The sequence below is a fragment of the Rhodococcus sp. 1163 genome (genome assembly GCF_002091985.1).
Taxonomy (GTDB): Bacteria; Actinomycetota; Actinomycetes; order Mycobacteriales; family Mycobacteriaceae; genus Rhodococcoides.
Map to the genome: position 1 here is coordinate 277567 of NZ_MKKX01000017.1, position 19935 is coordinate 297501.

General features: G+C 61.5%; 21 protein-coding genes, 2 tRNA genes and 1 pseudogene. 7 read left to right on the top strand and 17 right to left on the bottom strand.

Annotated features, from left to right (window positions below; all coding sequences use genetic code 11):
* Positions 1 to 57: 57 nt before the first annotated feature.
* On the bottom strand, positions 58 to 522 hold the full coding sequence (locus BJD99_RS04755; RefSeq protein ID WP_084345641.1) for a GatB/YqeY domain-containing protein: 465 nt from the start codon (positions 520 to 522) through the stop codon (positions 58 to 60).
* A 149-nt stretch (positions 523 to 671) separates the two neighbouring features.
* On the opposite strand from BJD99_RS04755, the gene BJD99_RS04760 reads away from it, so the two are divergent.
* Together BJD99_RS04760 and BJD99_RS04765 are read left to right on the top strand one after the other, a co-directional pair.
* Entirely contained in the window at positions 672 to 1610 is a 939-nt protein-coding gene (locus tag BJD99_RS04760; RefSeq protein ID WP_256895515.1) for a metallophosphoesterase, read from the top strand.
* Positions 1611 to 1628: 18 nt separating this feature from the next.
* A tRNA-Pro gene (locus BJD99_RS04765) sits at positions 1629 to 1702 on the top strand.
* A gap of 16 nt (positions 1703 to 1718) precedes the next feature.
* Here BJD99_RS04765 and BJD99_RS04770 read toward each other — a convergent pair.
* The 3 genes from BJD99_RS04770 to BJD99_RS21405 form a co-directional block, all read right to left on the bottom strand.
* Positions 1719 to 3002, bottom strand: coding sequence for a site-specific integrase (locus BJD99_RS04770; protein WP_084345907.1), 1284 nt, complete (start codon positions 3000 to 3002; stop codon positions 1719 to 1721).
* Positions 2995 to 3546 carry a helix-turn-helix transcriptional regulator gene (locus tag BJD99_RS04775; protein ID WP_084345642.1) on the bottom strand — a complete coding sequence of 184 codons (552 nt, stop codon included), beginning with the start codon at positions 3544 to 3546 and terminating at the stop codon, positions 2995 to 2997. The genes BJD99_RS04770 and BJD99_RS04775 overlap by 8 nt, the downstream gene beginning before the upstream one ends.
* A gap of 193 nt (positions 3547 to 3739) precedes the next feature.
* Complete coding sequence (locus BJD99_RS21405) at positions 3740 to 3922, bottom strand: hypothetical protein (RefSeq protein ID WP_179142184.1); 183 nt, start codon at positions 3920 to 3922, stop codon at positions 3740 to 3742.
* 57 nt (positions 3923 to 3979) lie between these two features.
* On the opposite strand from BJD99_RS21405, the gene BJD99_RS04785 reads away from it, so the two are divergent.
* On the top strand, positions 3980 to 5347 hold the full coding sequence (locus BJD99_RS04785; protein ID WP_084345644.1) for a DUF3631 domain-containing protein: 1368 nt from the start codon (positions 3980 to 3982) through the stop codon (positions 5345 to 5347).
* A 339-nt stretch (positions 5348 to 5686) separates the two neighbouring features.
* On the opposite strand, the gene BJD99_RS04790 is transcribed toward BJD99_RS04785, so the two are convergent.
* Both BJD99_RS04790 and BJD99_RS04795 read right to left on the bottom strand, forming a co-directional pair.
* Positions 5687 to 6052, bottom strand: a complete 366-nt coding sequence (locus BJD99_RS04790; RefSeq protein ID WP_084345645.1) for a hypothetical protein — start codon at positions 6050 to 6052, stop codon at positions 5687 to 5689.
* A gap of 47 nt (positions 6053 to 6099) precedes the next feature.
* Positions 6100 to 6696: a recombinase family protein gene (locus BJD99_RS04795; RefSeq protein WP_084345646.1), complete on the bottom strand. Its 597-nt coding sequence runs from the start codon at positions 6694 to 6696 to the stop codon at positions 6100 to 6102.
* A 205-nt stretch (positions 6697 to 6901) separates the two neighbouring features.
* Between BJD99_RS04795 and BJD99_RS04800 the strand changes: the two genes are divergently transcribed.
* From BJD99_RS04800 to BJD99_RS20920, 4 genes are all read left to right on the top strand, one after another.
* Positions 6902 to 7114, top strand: a complete 213-nt coding sequence (locus BJD99_RS04800) for a helix-turn-helix domain-containing protein (protein WP_084345647.1) — start codon at positions 6902 to 6904, stop codon at positions 7112 to 7114.
* Between the two features lie 74 nt (positions 7115 to 7188).
* Positions 7189 to 7803, top strand: a complete 615-nt coding sequence (locus BJD99_RS04805; protein WP_084345648.1) for a hypothetical protein — start codon at positions 7189 to 7191, stop codon at positions 7801 to 7803.
* A gap of 71 nt (positions 7804 to 7874) precedes the next feature.
* Positions 7875 to 8063, top strand: coding sequence for a hypothetical protein (locus BJD99_RS20915; RefSeq protein ID WP_179142185.1), 189 nt, complete (start codon positions 7875 to 7877; stop codon positions 8061 to 8063).
* 249 nt (positions 8064 to 8312) lie between these two features.
* Positions 8313 to 8414, top strand: a tRNA-OTHER gene (locus BJD99_RS20920).
* 65 nt (positions 8415 to 8479) lie between these two features.
* Here the strand turns inward: BJD99_RS20920 and BJD99_RS04815 are convergent.
* The 11 genes and pseudogenes from BJD99_RS04815 to BJD99_RS04865 all read right to left on the bottom strand — a co-directional run bounded on the left by BJD99_RS04815 (position 8480) and on the right by BJD99_RS04865 (position 19841).
* Positions 8480 to 9451: an LLM class F420-dependent oxidoreductase gene (locus tag BJD99_RS04815; RefSeq protein WP_084345650.1), complete on the bottom strand. Its 972-nt coding sequence runs from the start codon at positions 9449 to 9451 to the stop codon at positions 8480 to 8482.
* Positions 9452 to 9460: 9 nt separating this feature from the next.
* Positions 9461 to 10125: pseudogene (locus BJD99_RS04820) on the bottom strand (SDR family NAD(P)-dependent oxidoreductase).
* A 12-nt stretch (positions 10126 to 10137) separates the two neighbouring features.
* Entirely contained in the window at positions 10138 to 11922 is a 1785-nt protein-coding gene (locus BJD99_RS04825; RefSeq protein ID WP_084345651.1) for a glycoside hydrolase family 15 protein, read from the bottom strand.
* Positions 11919 to 12611, bottom strand: coding sequence for an HAD family hydrolase (locus BJD99_RS04830; protein WP_084345908.1), 693 nt, complete (start codon positions 12609 to 12611; stop codon positions 11919 to 11921). Before BJD99_RS04830 ends, BJD99_RS04825 begins: the two co-directional genes overlap by 4 nt.
* Before the next feature lie 86 nt (positions 12612 to 12697).
* Positions 12698 to 13171 (bottom strand): Dps family protein, encoded by a 474-nt coding sequence (locus BJD99_RS04835; protein WP_084345652.1) that lies wholly within the window; start codon positions 13169 to 13171, stop codon positions 12698 to 12700.
* Positions 13172 to 13215: 44 nt separating this feature from the next.
* Positions 13216 to 14730 (bottom strand): catalase, encoded by a 1515-nt coding sequence (locus tag BJD99_RS04840; protein WP_084345653.1) that lies wholly within the window; start codon positions 14728 to 14730, stop codon positions 13216 to 13218.
* 12 nt (positions 14731 to 14742) lie between these two features.
* Positions 14743 to 15300 carry a Fur family transcriptional regulator gene (locus tag BJD99_RS04845; RefSeq protein WP_084345654.1) on the bottom strand — a complete coding sequence of 186 codons (558 nt, stop codon included), beginning with the start codon at positions 15298 to 15300 and terminating at the stop codon, positions 14743 to 14745.
* Between the two features lie 50 nt (positions 15301 to 15350).
* On the bottom strand, positions 15351 to 16022 hold the full coding sequence (locus BJD99_RS04850) for a hypothetical protein (RefSeq protein ID WP_084345655.1): 672 nt from the start codon (positions 16020 to 16022) through the stop codon (positions 15351 to 15353).
* Positions 16010 to 17728 (bottom strand): GMC oxidoreductase, encoded by a 1719-nt coding sequence (locus tag BJD99_RS04855; protein WP_084345656.1) that lies wholly within the window; start codon positions 17726 to 17728, stop codon positions 16010 to 16012. Before BJD99_RS04855 ends, BJD99_RS04850 begins: the two co-directional genes overlap by 13 nt.
* A complete protein-coding gene (locus BJD99_RS04860) occupies positions 17725 to 19263 on the bottom strand; it encodes an NAD(P)/FAD-dependent oxidoreductase (RefSeq protein WP_084345657.1) in 1539 nt (512 codons plus the stop codon). Before BJD99_RS04860 ends, BJD99_RS04855 begins: the two co-directional genes overlap by 4 nt.
* Positions 19260 to 19841, bottom strand: coding sequence for a TetR/AcrR family transcriptional regulator (locus tag BJD99_RS04865; protein ID WP_084345658.1), 582 nt, complete (start codon positions 19839 to 19841; stop codon positions 19260 to 19262). The genes BJD99_RS04860 and BJD99_RS04865 overlap by 4 nt, the downstream gene beginning before the upstream one ends.
* Between the last annotated feature and the right edge of the window lie 94 nt (positions 19842 to 19935).

A 19935-nucleotide genomic window follows, 5' to 3' on the forward strand; every position in this document is an offset into this window, starting at 1 on the left:
CGCACGAGGTACACCTACGCGGTGGGTGGACCTCGTGCGGATTGCCGGAGTTCGAACTTACAAGCGGTCCTTGACAGCCTTGGAGATCCGAGTGCCGTCGGCCTTGCCCTTGGCGAGTTCGGTCGCGACCTTCATGACCTGACCCATCTGCCGAATCCCGGGACGCTCACCCAATTGCTCGGCAACCTGGGCAAGTGCGGTATCCGCGATATCGGCCAGTTCGGCGTCGGTCAATGGCGTCGGCAGGTATTCGTCGATGATCTGTGCCTCGGCATGTTCGGTAGCCGCTAACTCACCTCGGCCGTTCTGGGTGTAGATCTCTGCGGACTCACCGCGCTTCTTCGACTCCTTGGCAAGAATCTTGATCACCTGGTCGTCGGTGAGATCGTGGGCTTGCTTGCCGGATACTTCCTCTGTTTGGATCGCGGCGAGGAGCATGCGGATGGTCGCGGTTCGAAGCTTGTCTCTGGCCTTCATGGAGGTGGTCAGGTCGGTTCGCAGCTGGGACTTCAGTTCGGACATGTATCAGAACGCTACGCGGGCAGTGCCCTGGCCCGCACGTCGATTGCACCACCTGACGTATCGTGGAGGACGTGTCCGTGAAAATCACTACATCGGCCCGACTCCTCGCAGCAGCAGAACGTACTCGCGCCGCTGCCTCGGAGGCCCCCATCAGAAGCGCAGCGATTGCGACGGCGGGCGCGGCGGCACTGGGTATCGGATATGCGACCCTCATCGAACGTAATGCGTTCACTTTGCGGGAAACGTCGATGGCGGTCCTGGAACCTGGTTCGTCTTCGCTTCGGGTGTTGCACATCAGCGATCTACACATGATGCCCGGCCAGCGTTCGAAGCAGAATTGGCTCCGCGAACTCGACAGCCTGGAACCGGACCTGGTGGTCAATACCGGTGACAACCTGTCGCATCCACGCTCGGTTCCTGCCGTCGTTCAAGCTCTCGGTCCCTTGCTGTCTCGGCCGGGACTGTTCGTCTTCGGCAGCAACGACTACTTTGCGCCGAAGCCGAAGAATCCACTCCTGTACTTCAAGAAAGATCGCAAGAAGGTACTCGGCGAAGCACTGCCGTGGCGTGATCTGCGGGCGGCCTTCTCCGAACGCGGTTGGCACGACGTGACGCATGTGCGCCGAGAACTCGAAGTTGCGGGCGTACGTATCGCCTCGGCCGGTGTCGACGATCCTCATCTCGAGCGAGACAGGTACGACACCATCGCCGGCCAGCCGAATCCCCTCGCAGACCTTCGGTTGGGAATCACGCACTCCCCCGAGCCACGCGTGCTGGATCGTTTCGCCGACGACGGATACGACTTGATCCTTGCCGGACACACTCACGGCGGTCAGGTCTGCCTGCCGTTCTACGGTGCTCTCGTCACCAACTGCGAGCTCGATCGCTCTCGCGTGAAGGGTCCGTCGAAGTGGGGCGCACATACCCAGCTGCATGTCTCGGCGGGCGTCGGCACGTCTCCCTATGCGCCGGCCCGGTTCTGCTGCCGGCCCGAAGCGACACTGTTGACGCTGACCCCGGCCCCGCGTCAGGGTCCTCGCGAAGGATCGGACGAGGGCGTTTCGCGTTCTGAGGCAGTCGTAAGCTAGACTCTCCGAGGCGGTACACGGGGTGTGGCGCAGCTTGGTAGCGCGCTTCGTTCGGGACGAAGAGGTCGTGGGTTCGAATCCCGCCACCCCGACAGATATAACCGCAGGTCAAGGCCCTACTCGGGAAACCGGGTGGGGCCTTTCTTGTGCCCCAGTCCGCAGGGCGTCCGCAGTAGGTTCGTAGAGCTTTCGAACGGCCAGGTCGAGGGCCTCGGATACAGACTCGAGGTCGTCGGGGAAGAGGTCCGCATAAGTGTCGAGCGTCATTGCCGCCGACTTGTGCCCGAGCATCAGCTGGACGGCTTTCACATTCGCGCCCGCCGAAATTGCGAGTGACGCCGCAGTGTGCCGCAGGTCGTGCGGGGTGACCCGGGGGAACTCGGGGGTCACAGCCTCGCCCGTCGTCGCACGTTCCCGTTCACGATCACCCAGGGCCTGTAGGCCGAGCGTCGCGACCGTGGGGTTGAAAACCCGTGACCGATATGTCGACACCCGCAGGGCATCACCCATCGGAGACGTGAACACCAGGTCGCCGCGCTCCTTCCCTACCATCAGCTCTGCCAGTCGATCGGTAAGGAACCTCGGGAACGGCACTGAGCGTCGCTCGTGAGTCTTGGGCGTCGACCACACCAGCTGCCCGCGAACCTCCGCAACCGCACGCACAATGTTCACCCGCCGGCGAAGCATGTCGAAGTTCTCGACTCGCAGCGCGGCCATCTCACCCCAGCGAAGCCCGGTGTACGCGAGAAACAACACGACGATCGAATTCGACGCAACATCGGCGGCCAACTCGTGCACCTGCGCGTGAGTCAAGTAACCACGGTCAACATGTTCTCTGCGTGGGGCCTTCACACCTGTGCACGGGTTGCGTGCGATCTGTCGGTCCTCGACGGCAAGCTCAAGCGCCATCCGCAACGCGCCGAGGGCGTTCTCTATAGTCGCAGGTTTTGCCCCACCCTCTACTAGCTCTGCGACCCACGTGCGGACATCGGTGGTCTTGACGTCGCGCACCGCGTACCGGGACCACCTCGGTTCGACGTGGCAGTCCCACGCACTCCGCCGTGTCGCGTCGGTCGTGGCCTTTATATGCGCTTGCGACGCAAACCACGCGATACCGAGGTCGCATACTGTGCCCCTGCCCGCAGACGGTGCGATGTGTGCTCCTTGCACGATCGAGGACGTGACCCCGTCGAGCCACGCGGACGCGTCAACCTTCCGATCAAATCCCCTGGCATGCTCTTTGCCCAGGTCGTCAACGTAGCGGGCTCGCCAGCGTTTGCCTTTGCCGTGGTTGGCACTCTGGACTTTGGATGCCTTCCCGTCTGGATCTCGCGTGGTCTTCGTCCATCTGTCTTCTACGCCTCCGCGCCGATTGCGGTGACCGCTAGTCATCGGCGTCATCCTCACCCGGAATGGATGGGCGGCTTTCAGTTCGGATGGTGTCGACGGTGAAGTCTTCGGGGAGATTCCCGTACTCAGCTCTGAGAACTTCACGCATCGTCTGGGCTACAACTTGGCTGTAGTCGGCCTGGAGGTATCCGACAGCGTTGTCCACGGCGAACTGGGCGACATCCTCGCCGGCGACGGCGAGGTCGGTAGCAAGGTTGATAAGTCCGGTTTGAAGAGTTGAGGCTGCGCGGGTCAGCTCGATTACTAGACCTTGTATCCGGGTGGTGCTGTGACTGATGGATGTTGTTGCATCCGTGTCTTTGATCCCCCTCCATAGCACTGCGGGCAGGACGCCTAGCGCCTCAGCGAAGTTCAACGCCTCTGTCAGTTTGAGTGGGCGAGAGCCTTTTTCAACTTTGAGGATGGTCTGTTGTTGAAAGCTGTCACCTAGTTTCGTCACCGCCTCGGCTAGGTCCGCCTGGGACATCGACTTGGCAACTCGGAGTGCGGCGATGGTCCGTCCTATTTTGGCGTTCATGTTGTCCACACATTGAGAGTATACGAAACAGTGTGATTGACCAACGTTAGTTTGGTGTGTAACGTTTGCGGTGTGACCAACCCACAGCAAAACAATGACCATGCAGCGGACGTACTGAGCATCACTCAGGCATCGGTGCTGACCGGACTCCCCGTCGCGACGCTCCGTTACTACCGGCACAAGGGGATCGGGCCGGTTAGCTTCAAGCTTGGGCCGCATCGGATCGCGTATAGGAGGGGTGCTCTCGAAGCGTGGCTTTCGGCGCAAGAATCGGAAACAGCACGTGGTGACCTAGCTTCATGACCTCATCGGCCTGCCGGATCACGAAAAATAAAAAACCGGGCAAAGCCGCCAGCTTCACCCGGTTACGAAGAACTGCCTGCACTCCTCAGAGAGAAGCGGACACCCCAACACCATCGACTATGTTACATGGCAGGCGACTGTGACGACAACCAATCCTGAGCCGCTCCTCGACGCTTTGCTGACGTTCTACCGCAAGTACGGGGTCTACCCAACCGAGCATCATTACACCGTCCTAATCCTCTGGGCTGCACACACTTACGTGTATGAAGAGTTCGACACATCCCCTCGACTGTTCCTCGATTCCGCAGTTCCGGGGAGTGGTAAGACCCGCACCCTGGAACTGTTAGACGAGACCGCCCGTAACCCGTTGATGGCGTTTTCTGCATCGCCGGCCGCATTGATTCGGACTATCGACAAGGGTGGTCGAACCATCCTGATGGACGAGATCGACACGTTGTACAACAAGGGTGGCGGCGCTGGTTCAGAGGACGTCACCGCCGTGGTCAATGCCGGTTACAAGAACGGTGCCCGCGTCCCGAGATGCGTCGGACAAGGGATGGACATCGACGTGGTGGAACTCGACGCGTATGCGCCTATGGCCCTGGCGGGTCTGCACTCGAATGTGCCGGAAGCTGTTCGGTCCCGAGCAATTCACTTCCGCATGAAGAAGCGCAAATCCTCCGAGGTGGTATCGCCGTTCTATCGTCGGGATGTGACCGAGGAGGCTCAGCCACTTCGTGACGGACTGGCGGAATGGCTCGAGCCGCTCCGTGAGGTAGTTCGGGCTGCGCGGCCTCGGATGCCCGTGGGCGTCGAAGATCGGGCAGCCGAAGTTTGGGAGCCGCTGTTGGTCATCGCAGACCTTGCACGCGGGGAGTGGCCAAAGCATGCGCGGGATGCGTGCAAGCACTTCGTATTCGCCAAGTCCGGGTACGCCCCTCCAATCGGCATCGACCTTCTAGTCGACATCAAGACGGTGTTCGACGGGGCCGAGAAGATGGCATCCGCCGATCTAGTGGCCGCTCTTGTAGCGATCCCTGACGCGCCGTGGAAGAACATCCGAGGATCATTTCTGGATCAGGCAGCCTTGTCCAAGCTCCTACGACCGTTCGACGTACGCCCGAAGACCATTCGCAAGCCGGACGGCGTCACAGCTAAGGGGTACGTCGTGGCCGGCGAGGGTGGTCTCAGTGAGGCGTGGGAGAGGAACCTGCGCCCGGAGGACGAGGAAGAGGAAGCCCAATCCGAGCAACTGCCCGCGCCCATACCCTCACAACCCGTAACACCCGTAACACCCGTAACACCCCAGGTCAAAGCACTGAAAAGTGTGACGGCACCTGTTACGCCCACGAAGGGAGCAACGGCACCCGTAACGCCACCCGTCACACAAAACGTGCCTTCTACCAGCACTGTTACGGCTGTTACGGGTGTTACGCCCTCCCAGGGTAGGGGCGGGAAGAAAACGGCCAAGGCATGGCTTCTCGAAGAGGAGGCGGCAGCGTCATGAACGTGTGCGAGAAATGCGAACTTGATCCGTGCGCCTGCCGATGGGTCGTTCAACTCGGCCGGGGTGGGCGATGGGAGTGGAGACGCGCCGAGGCGTTGAAGATGTGGGATCAGCCGTTACCTGAGATTGACGACCGACAGACCTACCACTACAGCACCTGCCCGTGCCCGCAGTGTTGGTCTCTCCGACAGTCGACCTTTCGCGACTACCCGAACGTAATCCCTCTGCCGCTGCCACCAGACAAACCGCCTGCCGACGATGAACGGACTTCGATGTGACACGGAAAAGGGGCCGGATTCTCGACCCGGCCCCTACCCCCGCGGTGTTAACCGGAATGCGTCATTCACCCGTCATGTCACGCTCGATTCGCCCGAGAAGGCTTTCCGTCTCTGCAATCAACTGCGGCAGGTCCGCCGCACTCGCCAGAGCCAGTGCCGCAGTCGCCATGCGGCGCGATGCCTCACACGCCGGCACCGTTGATGCAATCCCCAGCATGGCCGAAACACGCTGGTGATCGGTCAGCTCCCGAAGCACCTCCCGGGCGAGATTGTCATCGGCTATGTATCCGTCCGGATCCAAGATCGCCCCGGGCCATGCCGCACTCAACCGCCCGAATCTGTGCGACTGTGCCGGCGTCATCCTCGATACGTGAAGTGGCAGAGGGCCGTCTGCGCTGAAGGCGGACATTCTGTAATCGACGGTCATTTCGTAGCTCTCCTGTTGGGGTTGGGTCGGGTTGCGTACTGGAGCGTCTACGTCGCAGCCGCTTCCGTTTCGGGGGCGCTCAGGTAGCGGTAGACAGACGCTCGCGAGATGCCGAGAGCCTTGCCGACCTCGCCTGCCGATAGGCCCTGAGCTTTCAGCTCATGTGCTCGGACGGCATCAGAGGTGGTCAGCTTCCGGGGCCGACCGGTGTGCTGGCCACGTGCTGCGGCAGCCTCACGCGCCGCAGCGGCACGCTCAGCCTTTAGGTCGACCTCCATTTGTGCCATGACTGCCATGATCGCGACGAGGGCTTCCCCAATCGGGTCGCTTGTGTCGAGCCGTCGCCCAGACTTGTCGATGATCTTGATACCGAGGCCGACAAGCTCCTTGACGGTGCCAATTACCTCGAGTGTGGAGCGTCCGAGGCGATCGAGTGCGTCGACGGCAAGTGTGTCACCGGGTCGGAGGTACTCACGGCATGACTTCCATGCGGGCCGATCCATCGTTCGACCGCTGACCTTGTCGGAGAAAATTTTTACAGCGCCCATTTCGGCAAGCTTGTCCAACTGACGGTCCAGATTCTGGTGGCTGGTCGAGACGCGGGCGTAGCCGACGATGTGGGCGCGGGGTGCTCCGTTGGTCATAAGTGAAGCGTCTCATAAGTCGGCACACTCCGCAACTATTGAGACGCATTAATGCGACGGACTTCTGAGACAGTGCGACCAGGCGGTTCGCATGGCCTAGATGGCCTAACGACAGCCGTCTCATTGCTTTGGATATGAGACGGAGGTCGATTGAGGTCGAATCTTGAAAACTCACCCAACAGAGAAAAACCTCTAACGTTATCACATGAACAAATTAGTCCAACCCCCAGACCCCCTACTGAAGCCCGACGAGGCAGCAGCGTTCCTCCGCATCGAAGTCGCCACGCTCGTCTACTGGCGATGCCGCAAGACCGGACCCCGGTTCGTACGCATCGGAGACGGACGAGGCGCAATCCGTTACCGCACAAGCGATCTAGTCGCATACCTCGACCAGAACTCGTCCGACAACGCCGCATAGTTTGCCGTCGAGGAAACCTTGACAACTAGACGACGTCCGACACCGAAGAACTCACCGCACAGGAGAACCCCCGAATGAGCACCACTGAGCAGTCCGCAACCGAGTACTACGAATACCTCAAGGCCCGCATGGTCGACGGCGAAACCGTATCGGTGGCCGAACTGGCCGAAGCCAAAGCGGCAGCCGATCACGAAGCGCTTGTCGATGCCGGCAAGCAGACCATCCGCGAACGCCTCGCAGCCCGCAGACTGGCCGGACAGCAGGACGACGCCAAAGCCCGCGCAGCCGATATCGTCACCGCGCACCCAATCGAAAATGTCTGTGCCGCATACGATTCAGCCCGTGATGCCGTCGACGCACTGATCGGTGCCAGTGACGACTACAACGCCGCACTGGCCGAGGCGACAACAGTCCTGACAGACGGACGTGTGGACGAAAAAGCTGCCAGCCGTGAGCCGCTAACGTGGGCCGATCACCCGCATGGCATCCTCCAGGCCGTCTACGTCGACGGTGTCCGGCACTCCCCGCAGAGGACCGCGGCTTGGGTCGCCCGACTGTGGGCCGACAGTGGCCGCGATCACAGCCTGACCCTCAACGGCGGTAGCTCCCTCGAAGGACTGATCGGTGAGCATGGCCGCGATACCCGCACCCCCGGCGCCCTCCTAGAACACCTCCGAGACGCCGCGTGAACCCCTTCAACTGCCCGACATGCGGCCGCTTCATGGGCGATGCCTGCACCTTCTGCCCGACGACCGGGCCAGTGGGACACCGTAGCGAATTGCCGGCGTCCGGGAACATCACACCCGAGCAAGCAATGGACGACCTTCTAGAGGGTGTTCTCGCAGCTCAGCCTGACCTTGATGCGATCGTTGCAGCCGCCGACGAAGCAACCGCCGACGTACTCGAATGGGTCGAAGGCTGGGAATCCCCAGGTCTTTCTGGGACATAGAAAAAACGCCGGCCCCATGAACCTGCCCCCGTGAGCTGTGTCCGGGAGTGTTCGCGGCTCACGGTGGCACATCAGCACCCCGTAACGCCTTCCGTCAGACAGGGGCCGTTGCGGGGTGTTGTCGTCGGTAGACGGCAATCGAGGTTCGTACCCTTGTTCGATGATGGCCCCCAGTCCGCAGGGCGTCCGCAGTGTTCTCGACTAGCCTCGTTCTCTGTCAACTCAACCGACAATCGAACCCGCTGGTAGCGGTGGTGTACTCACTCAGCACACGAGTGTCGTCACCAGCAAGTATGCCGTTACCTTTCGTTCGGGACGAAGAGGTCGTGGGTTCGAATCCCGCCACCCCGACAAAGTATCGGTGAATTGCAAAAGTCCTGGCCTTTCCACAAGGCCAGGACTTTTGCGTTCTCGACTCAGTTCGCAGCGGCGCGCAACTTCTCCAACAGCGGACCTGCGGCCTCGTCGAGGAATCGTTCCTGGGTTTCGTCGCCTACCTGCACGAGTGCGATGTCGGTGAAACCAGCCTCCCAGTACGGCTTGACGGACTCGACGATCGCATCGAGGTCCGGTCCACAAGGAATTGTTTCGGCTACATCTTCCTTGCGGACGAATTGCGTCGCTCCAGCGAACCCGGCCGTCGTCGGGAGGTCCGCGTTGACGGCCCAGCCGCCTGCGAACCAACGAAAGCGGTCGTGCGCGCGGTCGATTGCAGCGTTCTTGTCCGGATCCCAAGAGATCGGGATTTGACCGATGGTGCGCGAGCGCCCGGAGTGCTTCTCCGTCCATTGCTTCACCAGGTCGCCATTGGGTTCGACGGCAATCAAATGGTCACCGTACGGAGCGAATCTCTCGATGGACTTTTCTCCCGAAACCGCGATTCCGATCGGGATGCCACCGTCGGGCATATCCCAAATCTTGGCGGAATCGACGCGAAAGTGCTTGCCCTCGTAAGTGATCAGCTCGCCTGTATGAAGTTGCGCGATGATCTCCAACGCTTCGACGAACATGTCCTGACGTTTGTCGATCGATGGCCATCCCTCACCGACGACGTGCTCGTTGAGGTTCTCCCCGCTGCCGAGTCCGAGCGTGAACCTGCCGTCGGCGAGTATCTGCATGGTCGCGGCTTTCTGCGCGACGACGGCAGGGTGGTAACGAATGATCGGGCACGTCACGTAGGTCATGAGCTCGACGCGCTCGGTCGCGTGCGCGACGGCGCCGAGTGTGGTCCAGACATAAGGCGCGTGCCCCATGGAGGACAGCCAGGGTGAATAGTGGTCGCTGGCAACCTCGAAGTCGAAACCGACTTTCTCGGCGCCGACCGCATACTTCACGAGTTCTTTGGGGCCGCTCTGCTCGGTCATCAATGTGTAGCCGAAGTTGGTCATCGGTTTCTCCTAGATGGTTGCGACGGAGCCGGCGTCGACTCGGTAGTTGGATCCATTGACGAAGCTGGCGCGATCGGAGCACAGGAAGGTGATGACCGACGCGACCTCTTCGGGTTCGCCTCGCCGACCGAGTTCCATGTACGGACGCTCTTCCTGGAGGAAGCTCTCGATGGCGCCTTCACGATCGGTGCCTTTTCCCTGGGCACGTTTGTCCATCATCGCGTCGGTCATAGGCGTGTGGATGAAGGCAGGTGAGACGGCATTGACGAGTAGGCCCTCGGATGCGTAGCTACGCGAGAGCCCCTTGGCCAACGCGAGAACACCGGCTTTCGCTGAGCAGTAAGGCAATTCGTCGTCGTAGGGTTGCACTGCGTCCTCGGAGGTAAGCAGGACGATCCGTCCCCAGCCGCCTCGTCGGAGCGCGGGCAGGAATGTTTTCGAGTGTGCGCTGCAAGCTCTTGCACACTCGCGGTATCAGTGACATCTGCGGCGAAGGCATGCAGTTGCCCCGGTTCGGCCACGAGTTCGGATGCGGATTTGTCCAAGGCGTCCTGGTCCTTGTCGCTGATCATGACCTTGACACCCTCCGCTAGCAACATCTGTGCGGTCTGCCAACCGATTCCGGAGTCCGCACCCGTCACGAGCGCGATTCGGCCGTCTATTCCCAGTTCCATAGCGCCTGTCTCCTATCGGTTCGTGGTGGCATCGTGCGAGCGTGCGATGGTCAGTGCCGCGTTCACGAGCGCCAGATGACTCAATCCCTGCGGGAAGTTACCCAGAAAGGAGCCATCCGATGCATCGATCATTTCGCTGTACAGACCGACGTCGTTGGACATGGAAACCAGCTCGTCCATCAGGTCCATCGCTTCGTCGTCTCGCCCGACGCAGGACAGGGCGGAGACTCGCCAGAAGGCGCAGGCAACGAACGTCGCTTCTTCTGCTTCGACACCGGTGTAGCGGTAGAGCAGTGGTCCGGCGCCGAGTTCGGCACCAAGCGCATCGATGGTCGAGGACATACGTTCTCCGCGATCGAAATCCATCTCCGCCGCCAGCAGTACCGAAGCATCCAGCCCGTCCGCGCCTGGATAGGCAATGTAGGACTGCCGCTCGTCCGACCAACAGTTCTCTTCGATGTACGCCCTGATTCGCTCTCGTTCGGCTCTCCACCTGTCGGGGATGCCGGGGATCTGGCCGTTCTCGGCAAGGTAGACAGCACAGTCGAGTGCCTGCCAGCATCCGAGCTTCGAACTCGTGAAATGCTGCTCCTCCTCGAGTTCCCAGATTCCCGCATCTCGTCGCTGCCAGGAGTCGCACGTCTGGTCTGCGATCGTTGCCAGGAGTCGACCAGTGGAGGCATCGAGCACATTGCCCGCGTCGACGTACAACCGAATGATCGAGAAGAGATCTCCGAAGATGCTCAGCTGCAGTTGGTCTGCGGCCCGATTGCCGTTCACGACGGGCCCGATCCCACGCCAACCCGGCACGTCGGGTTGTTCGGTCCCGCCAGGCAATTCACCACCGAGGGTGTAGAAGACATTGACCAGAGGATCGTTGGCCCGGATGACTTCCAGTAGCCACGCAACGGCTGCGTGCACTTCTTCGCGCAGCCCGAACCGAATCAAGGCTCTGAGTGTGTATGCGGTGTCGCGGACCCACGCGTAGCGGTAATCCCAGTTCTTACCTCCCGCAGGATTCTCCGGCAGCGACGTCGTCGCTGCGGCGGCAATGGCCCCGGAGGGGCTGTGAAGCAACAACTTCAGCGCGAGTGCACTTCGAGCCACGTGTGCCGCCCACGGGCCGTCGTACTGGAATTCGTCGGTCCACGCACGCCAATTCGCGATGGTTCTGTCGACGCCTTGGTCGACCTCCCGAGGGTCCGGGATGTGCAGTGGTTCGTTTTCGGTGCCGGCCAGGCCTACGAGGTGCCGCGATCCAGCACTGGTGGTGAAGACACCGTGGATGTTCTGTTCTTCGACCGTCAAGTCGTCGGCCTCGAGGGTTCGCACGGCCAAGGTCACTCCGTCGACACGCAGGACGGTCCCGTGCGAAGTGTCGTAGGCCCACGGCGATGCTTTGCCCAGCATCGTTCCCGGCGCAACCCGCCACACCATATCGACTTCACCTTCGAGACCGTCTGTTCGACGGGCCAGTTCCAGCCACGGCAATCGGCCCGCCACTCCGGTGTTGAGTGAATCGGTGACTCGCACCGAACCGGTGGCGGTTCGGTAGGTGGAGGTCAAAACGTTGGTGCCTTCGACGAATTCACGTTCGACCGTGAACGGTCCGGCCGGTGACAGTTCGAATCTTCCGCCATTCTTGGCGTCGAGAAGTGCCGCAAACGTCGGCGGCGAGTCGAGATTGGGGATGGGCAGCCAATCGATCCGGCCGTCCGTTGCGATCAGGGCTACCGTTCGTCCGTCGCCGATGGCGGCATAGTTCTCGATTGCGATGTACCCGTGCTCACGACTCATACTTCGGTCAACCTTGCGATCGCACTGGACTCGAGCCGGCCGAGCAAATCGGCGGGATCCTCGTACACCTCTTCCGCACCGGCAGAGCGTAGTTCGGCATCGGGAACGCCCCCACACCGAACACCGACGCAGACCACCCCGGCCGTGCTGGAGGCTTTCATGTCCCACACACTGTCACCGACCATGACCGCGCTGCCCGCCGATACGTGGGCGCGGGCGAGTGCAACCTCCACGATCTCCGGACTCGGCTTCGCCACCTCGGCGTCCTCTGCGGACGTCACGACCGCAACGATGTCCTCGACGTCGAGCAGATCGCGTAGCAGAGCAAGCTCGGATTCGGGTGCCGACGTCGCCAACACGACGATCGATCCGCGGTCTTCGAGCCGTTTCAGCAGGTCCCTCGCACCGGGGAGAATCTGCAGGCGATGACTTGCCTGTCGGTAGTACTCGCTGTGAAGGCTCTTCGCCTCACGTGCGATGTCGCTGTCAGCAGATCCGACCAGCGACTCCAGCAGTTTGCCACCGTCCATTCCGATGCAGCGATGGATGCGCCAGGCCGGCACGGCAACGCCTGCCTCGAAGAATGCTCTGGACCAGGCATCGACATGGATATAGTTCGAGTCGACGAGCGTGCCGTCGATATCGAACAGCACCGCAGTTGAACCTTGGCCACTCGAGGGTTCGCTCATTCCACCGTCGTACCCGACGCCTACGGCCACGAAACACGAAAGAGGGCCCCCGCATGCGGGGGCCCTCTTTCGTAGCGTTGGGACGATTAACCGACCTGTGCCTGCCACATCCAGTGCAGCTGCTCGAGTCGTGCGGTGATGGCGATCAGCAGATCCTGGGTGACCGGGTCGGCCGCCTCGGTATCAGCGATGCGGCCGCGTAGGCGATCGATCACAGCGGTGAGGTTGTCCACCACTGCCGCAATGACCTGCTCGTCCTTCGTCCAGCCGTCACCGATTCCTTTGGTTCCCGCTGACGCCGAAACCGTGGCGGAGCGGCCGTCCGGGCTGACCCCGATAGCGGTGGCGCGCTCGGCCGACGAATCGGTGAACTCGCGCGCTGCGGCTACGAGCTCGTCCAAAGCGAGGTGGACCGAACGGAAGTTCTTTCCGATAACGTTCCAGTGCGCCTGCTTGGCGATCAAAGACAGGTCGATCAGGTCCACGACGGTGCCCTGCAGCGCGTCGCCTGCGATCTTCTGCTGTCCGGCGTCGAGTGAACTGGTGATGGGGTTGTTCATGATGTGCCTCCTGATAAGAGTCGGAGAGAAGGAGCGGTGAGCGACTAGACCTCTGCGGCCTCGTCGCCAGGAGTGGTCGGCGACTGGCTCGTTGTGGGTTCGCTCTCGGACTGACCTGCACGGACGCCTTCTTCGACCTTCTTGCCGAGTTCTGGGTCCACGTTGGACCAGTACTGGAAGACCCGAATCAGGACATCTTCGGTCACACCGTTGAGAGCGTGCCCGACGATGTTGCCTGCGAGCCTCTCCCGCTGCGCGTCATCCATGACTTCGCGGTAGAGCGTGCCTGCCTGAACGAAATCACCGTCCTGCGGGTGCTCGATATAACCGGTGCGCACGAATCTCGGCTCGAAGTCCCACGATCCGTCGTCGCCGTAGGTCTTCGTGTCTGCCTGCGGACCGCCGTAGGAGTTCGGCGCGTACACCGGGGTGTCGGCGGAGTTGAACGAATACCGCATCGACCCGTCTTTGGAGTACGAATTGACCGGAGCCTTCGGCGCATTGACGGGCAACTGCGCGTAGTTGGTGCCGATCCGGTAGCGGTGTGCGTCGGCGTACGAAAAGACGCGGCCCAACAACATTTTGTCCGGGCTGAAGCCAATGCCTGGAACGACGTTCGACGGCTCGAACGAGCTTTGCTCGATCTGGGCGTGAAAGTTCTCCGGGTTGCGATTGAGGGTCATCTTACCGACCTCGATCAGCGGGTAGTCCTTCTGCGACCAGACCTTGGTGAGGTCGAACGGGTTGAACTTGTAGTCTTCCGCCTCGTTGTACGGCATGATCTGCACCTTGAGCGTCCAGCTGGGGAAGTCGCCCTTCTTGATGGAGCCGAACAGATCCTGACGGTGATGATCGGGCGAGGTCCCGGCGAGTTCGTCAGCCTTGGCCTGCGTCAGAAAGTCGATGCCCTGATCGGTCTTGAAGTGGAACTTCACCCAGTTGCGCTCGCCGGCCTCGTTGATCAGCTGATAGGTGTGCGAACCGAATCCGTCCATGTGGCGGAACGACTTCGGGATGCCGCGGTCTCCCATGAGCCACGTGACCTGGTGTGCGGTCTCGGGAGAGAGTGTCCAGAAATCCCACTGCATGTTGTGGTCGCGCAATCCGGAGTCAGGCATGCGCTTCTGGCTCCGAATGAAGTCCTGAAACTTGATCGGATCCTTGACGAAGAAGATCGGGGTGTTGTTGCCTACGAGATCCCAGTTGCCCTCTTCGGTGTAGAACTTGAGCGAGAATCCGCGCGGATCGCGCCAGGTGTCGGGGCTACCCTGCTCGCCGGCCACCGTGGAGAATCGCGCCAACATCTCGGTCTTCGCACCGGGCTGAAGAACCTTGGCCTTCGTGAATTTGCTTATATCGCCGGTGATTTCGAGTTCACCGAATGCTCCCGAGCCCTTCGCGTGAACTACGCGCTCCGGGACACGCTCGCGGTTGAACTGCGCCATCTTCTCGATGAGGTAGTGGTCGTGGAGCAGAATCGGACCCTGCGTACCTGCAGTCAAGGACTGGTCGTCACTGGCTACCGGAATTCCAGCGTTACTGGTGGTCGGCTTGGTCATATGCGCAGCCTCCTACGTTGATGGGTGGTCGCCTACCGAGGGGCTGACTCGGAAGGCGTGGTTCGACGCCGCCTGCGTCGGGATGGCGTTTCGAGCGGATGCAGCCGAAGGTGCCATGTTCGAGTTCAACCGCGAATCGTGTGTCGATGCGCAGTCGGAACAGAGCCCCCAGAACACGATTTCGGCTTCCTCGACGACGAATCCATGAGACTCCGACGGGTCGAGGCATGGTGATCGGCCGACGACGCAATCGACGTCGACCACTGTTGTGCATACGCGGCAGACCAGGTGGTGGTGATTGTCGCCGGTTCTGCTTTCGTACAGCGCAGACGAACCTGCAGGCTCGATCCGTCGGAGAAGTCCGGCACCGACGCAAGCACGAAGTACGTCGTACACCGCTTGCGTGGACACCGAGCCGAGGTGGGATCGCACCACTGCTGCTACCTCATCTGCATCCGAATGCGGCTGGGCTGCAACCGCAGTCAGAACCGCCACCCGTGGCGCCGTCACTCGCAAACCCACCGAGCGCAATTGCGCGGTGGGTTCGAGTGTGGCGTCGTTCAGTGGCATGCATTCGAGTATGCCCCTTTTCTGGAATTAGTCAAGAAAAGGCAGGCTTACTACACCTGTCCACTGCTGAGCAGGGACGATACCCCCGTGGCCATCCGGCCGGAGACAATCTGCAGCCCGAAATGGGTGCCCGGAGTGATCCACTTGCCCAAGCTCGGACCCGACGCGTCGACCTGGACCCTCGCCAACCGGGCCTTACCCGTCAAACGTGCAGTCGCCAGAAGCGAACCCTCGTCCGAGGGCTGCGCGAACCCGAGCACACCCTTGATGGGGAAGCTCGGGCCGATACCTTTCGCCTTCGTGCGGACAGACCATCCGTCTCCCGACGCCCCTTCACCAGACACCGAGGCGTCGGCAAGTACGTCGCCGCCGAAGTCCGCGAGAACTTTGGGCAGATGCCAGTGTGTGCGGCCCCCGTGCACCGAAGTCTCGGAGTCGACAGCGATGAACGGAACCGATATTCGTGGCATCGGCCCCATTCCACGGCCCGGACGCTGCAAAACCGGACTGGCGAGAACCTCGCGGTACGGCCCGACCGGTGAGTTCAGGTAATCGATGACCATCACCATCGTGATCGGAATCGTCCGACCCTTCAGTAGCGCACGCCCGGCGGGCCGAGCCCGGTGCCACCAGATGGTGGCCTTCACTTCGGCGGGCCACGGCGGTGGCGGGCTCTCCGGCCACTCGGTTCTCGCCGATTCGGATTCGGTCACGCTCCACATGTCGTACCTCCGGGAGCATCGACCGATACGACGGTCAACGGCAGTCGCAGTGCGCCAGAAGCAGCGGTAGGTACTACCGGGCTTCTCGGCGACGTCGGGAGGACCTCGCGATAACCGCTTCCCAATTCTGGACGTCGGTCCGGTTCACCCCTGTTCGGCCACAACGCCATAGCGCGCTCGGCCTGGGCAGTAATCGTGAGCGACGGGTTGACACCGAGGTTGGCGCTGACGGCCGACCCGTCCACGACATGGAGACCAACGTGTCCGTAGACGCGGTGATAAGCGTCGACGACGCCCGTATCGGCCGAGTCTCCGATAGCGCATCCACCGAGGAAGTGAGCAGTCATCGGGATGTTGACGATCTCGGCCATGGACCCGCCAGGGTCGCCACCGATCTTGTCCGCCAGCAGCCTGATTGCCTCGTGCCCCTGCGGGATCCACTGCGGTGGCGGGTCGCCGGCTCCGGGCCGAGAGGTAAGGCGCCTACCGAAGACACCGGCCTTGGAGCCGAGCTCGAGTGAGTTGTCGTCGGTCTGCATCACCAGCGCGATCACCGTCCGCTCCGACCAATGACGAACGGACAGACTGCGAAACGCCGCTCCAGGATGCCGCAATGCCACACCGAGAGTCTTCAGAATGCGAGGCGTTTTGCCACCGCCGTCGCTCAGAACGGTCTGCAAAAGCCCGATTGCATTGCTGCCCTTGCCATATCGAACCGGCTCGATATGCGTGTGATCATCGGGATGGAACGAGGAGGTGATCGCGACGCCTTCGGTGTAGTCGACCTCGCGGCCACGTGCGGTCGCAGCGAGCACTGCTTCGGAATTGGTCCGTACCAGTGAGCCGATCCTGTTCGAAAGATTCGGCAGTGCCGCAGTCTCCTTCATAGCCAGCATCAGCTTCTGGGTCCCGTAGGTACCGGCGGCGAAGACCACTTGGTCGGCCGTCAGCACAGTGACGCTTCGGCGAAGCTTGCCTCCGGTCCTGCGTGTGCAAACCTCGTATCCGCCGCCTGCCGCGGGCCGCACGGCCGTGACCGTCGTCAACGGAAGCACCTGTGCACCAGCCTTTTCTGCTAGGTACAGATAGTTCTTGACAAGAGTGTTCTTGGCCCCGATCCGGCATCCCGTCATGCACGATCCGCATTCGGTACACCCGGTGCGCGTTGGTCCGACGCCACCGAAGAACGGATCCGCCGACTCCTGTCCTGGCGTTCCGAAGAAGACTCCGACCGGAGTGCTGGTGAACGTGTCACCGACTCCCATATCCTCGGCCACTTCCTTCATGACTTTGTCGGAGGGAGTGATGGTCGGGTTCGTCTCCACGCCCAACATCCGTTTGGCCTGGTCGTAGTACGGCGCGAGTTCCCGATGCCAGTCGGTGATGTGTCCCCATTGCGGATCCTCGAAGAATCGGCGCGGGGGTTGGTACAGGGTGTTGGCATAGTTGAGCGAACCGCCGCCCACGCCCGCGCCCGCCATCACGAGGACATCGGGAAGCAAATGGATTCTTTGCACGCCGTAGCAACCGATAGCGGGCGCCCACAAGTACTTTCGGAGTCGCCAACTGGTCTTCGGTAGTTCGTCGTCGGTGAAGCGTCGGCCGGATTCGAGCACTCCGACGCGGTATCCTTTCTCCACTGCACGCAAGGCCGCCACGCTACCGCCGAACCCTGATCCGATGACCAAGACGTCGTAATCGCTCATACCCGAACACCTTTCCTTGCTACCGCACTCGCATAGTCCGCAAGATCGAAGGTGCGAGTCGAGTTTCGGAAGGTGAAGGTGTACGTCGGCCACATGACCGGATTGCGGCCTTCGGCATCGAGATACCAACTCGAGCAACCACCCGAATTCCACACCGTCCCCGCCAACGAGTCGTGAATCCACGAATTATATTGCCGCTGAGACGCTTCGGTTACCTCCACACTGGCTATCCCGCCCTCTCGCATCTTTTCGAGTGCGGAGGCGAGATAGTTCGCCTGCGACTCGAGCATGTACACGATCGAACTGTGGCCGAGGTTGGTATTGGGCCCGTACATGAGGAACAGGTTGGGGAACCCATGCACGGTGGTGCCGCGGAACGCATTGGGGCTGCCGTCCCAATGCTCGGCGAGGGTGCGCCCGTCGAGGCCGGTCAGCGCGTGCGATACCGGAGGTTCCGTCGGGGTGAACCCGGTGGCGAAGATGATCGTGTCCACCGGATAGTGATTTCCCGACGCGTCGAGCACGGAATCGGCGGTGATTTCGGTCAGCCCGCTGGTCACGAGGTCGACGTCGGTCCGATCGAGAGTGGAGAGCCAATCGTTGGACAGGAGCATTCTCTTGCAGCCGATCGTGAAGTCCGGAGTCAGCGCGGCTCGCGTTCGAGGATTCTTCACTTGCCTGCGCAGATGAGCCTTGGCGACCACCGACACCGCCGGTAGCACCCAGGGGTTGTGCGCAAGCGCGGTGACGTAGAGCTCACGGTAGCTGTATATCGTTCCCCGTACTGCCTTTTGGACAGCCGGAAACTTCCGATACAGCGTGCGTTCGACTTTACTGAGCGTGCGGTCCAGCCTAGGCACTACCCAGGCGGGCGTTCGCTGAAATACCGTCAGCCGTTCGGCGCGGTCGACGATCTCGGGAACGAACTGGACAGCGGATGCACCGGTGCCGATGACCGCTATGCGGCGACCGGTCAGGTCCTGTTCGTGATCCCACGTCGCCGAGTGAAATACCGTGCCGGTGAACTTCTCCAGTCCGGGTACGTCAGGAAACTTCGGGGTCGACAGTGCCCCCGTGGCGGCAACGAGGACGTCGGCGTGCACGATGCCCTTGCTCGTCTCGACGATCCAGAGGTTCTGCGCCGCATCCCATCTCGCCGAATCGAGCGAACAGTCGGTAATGATTCTGTTGCCCAGTCCCGACTTGTCGACGACCCCGCGCAGGTAGCGGTAGATCTCCGGTTGACGCGCGAAGGTGTGCGACCACTCGGGGCTCGGCGCGAAGGAGAAGGAGTACAGCGAGGTCGGGACGTCGCATGCGCATCCCGGATACGTGTTGTCACGCCATGTACCGCCGACGTCGTGCGCCCGCTCGATGACGAGAACATCGGCGTCAGGGTCGTCCCGCAGTATGCGCGACACCGCGGCGATGCCGGCAAACCCAGCTCCCACCACAAGTACGTGTACCGATTTCGGCAACGCGGATTTTTCAGCAGCAGTGGATTCTTCGGCAAGGACTGATTCGGTACTTGTCATGACTGGATCACCTTTGCCTCCCATACCGGGAGAAGTCGGGCCCGCAGCTGGGCGTCGGCGTCGGGGGTGCGAAATATCGAAGACACCGCCAGTCCGCGAGCGAGTTCCACGCTCAGCTCGATGGATTCGGGCGACATGGTCTTGCCCATGATCTCGGCGGCACCGCCGGCAATGGCGTCGGCGACCTTGCGTTCCAACGGGACCATGGCCTCGTGCAATATCGGGTCGGTTCGCGCGGCCACCCACAGCTCGAGGGCGGCGTAGAACAGCGGTCCGGAGAATGCTTCGCTGAGCAGTTCGACGCCCCGGGTGCCATCGGAGTTGGCCTCGAGGATTTCGGCCAATCGCTTGTCCACCAGATGTCCGACGGCGGCAGTGACAAGCGATTCTTTGGTCGGGAAGTGGTGTAGTTGCGCTCCGCGGGACACGCCGGCACGCCGTGCGATCTCTTGTGTGCTGGTCTGCGCGAAACCCTTCTCAACCAGGCAGTCGATTGCCGCGTCGAGCAATTTCGTCTGAGTACCTGCAGTGCGTTGTGCCTGCGTACGCCGCTCCGGCGGTCGAGTGCTCTGGGTCACATGAGCGACTGTAGCCCCAAATCAACAAACAGTCCAGACTGATTGTAAGTTCGGTGAGATCCCGATCATCGTCGAAGGCATCAAGTGCGAATAT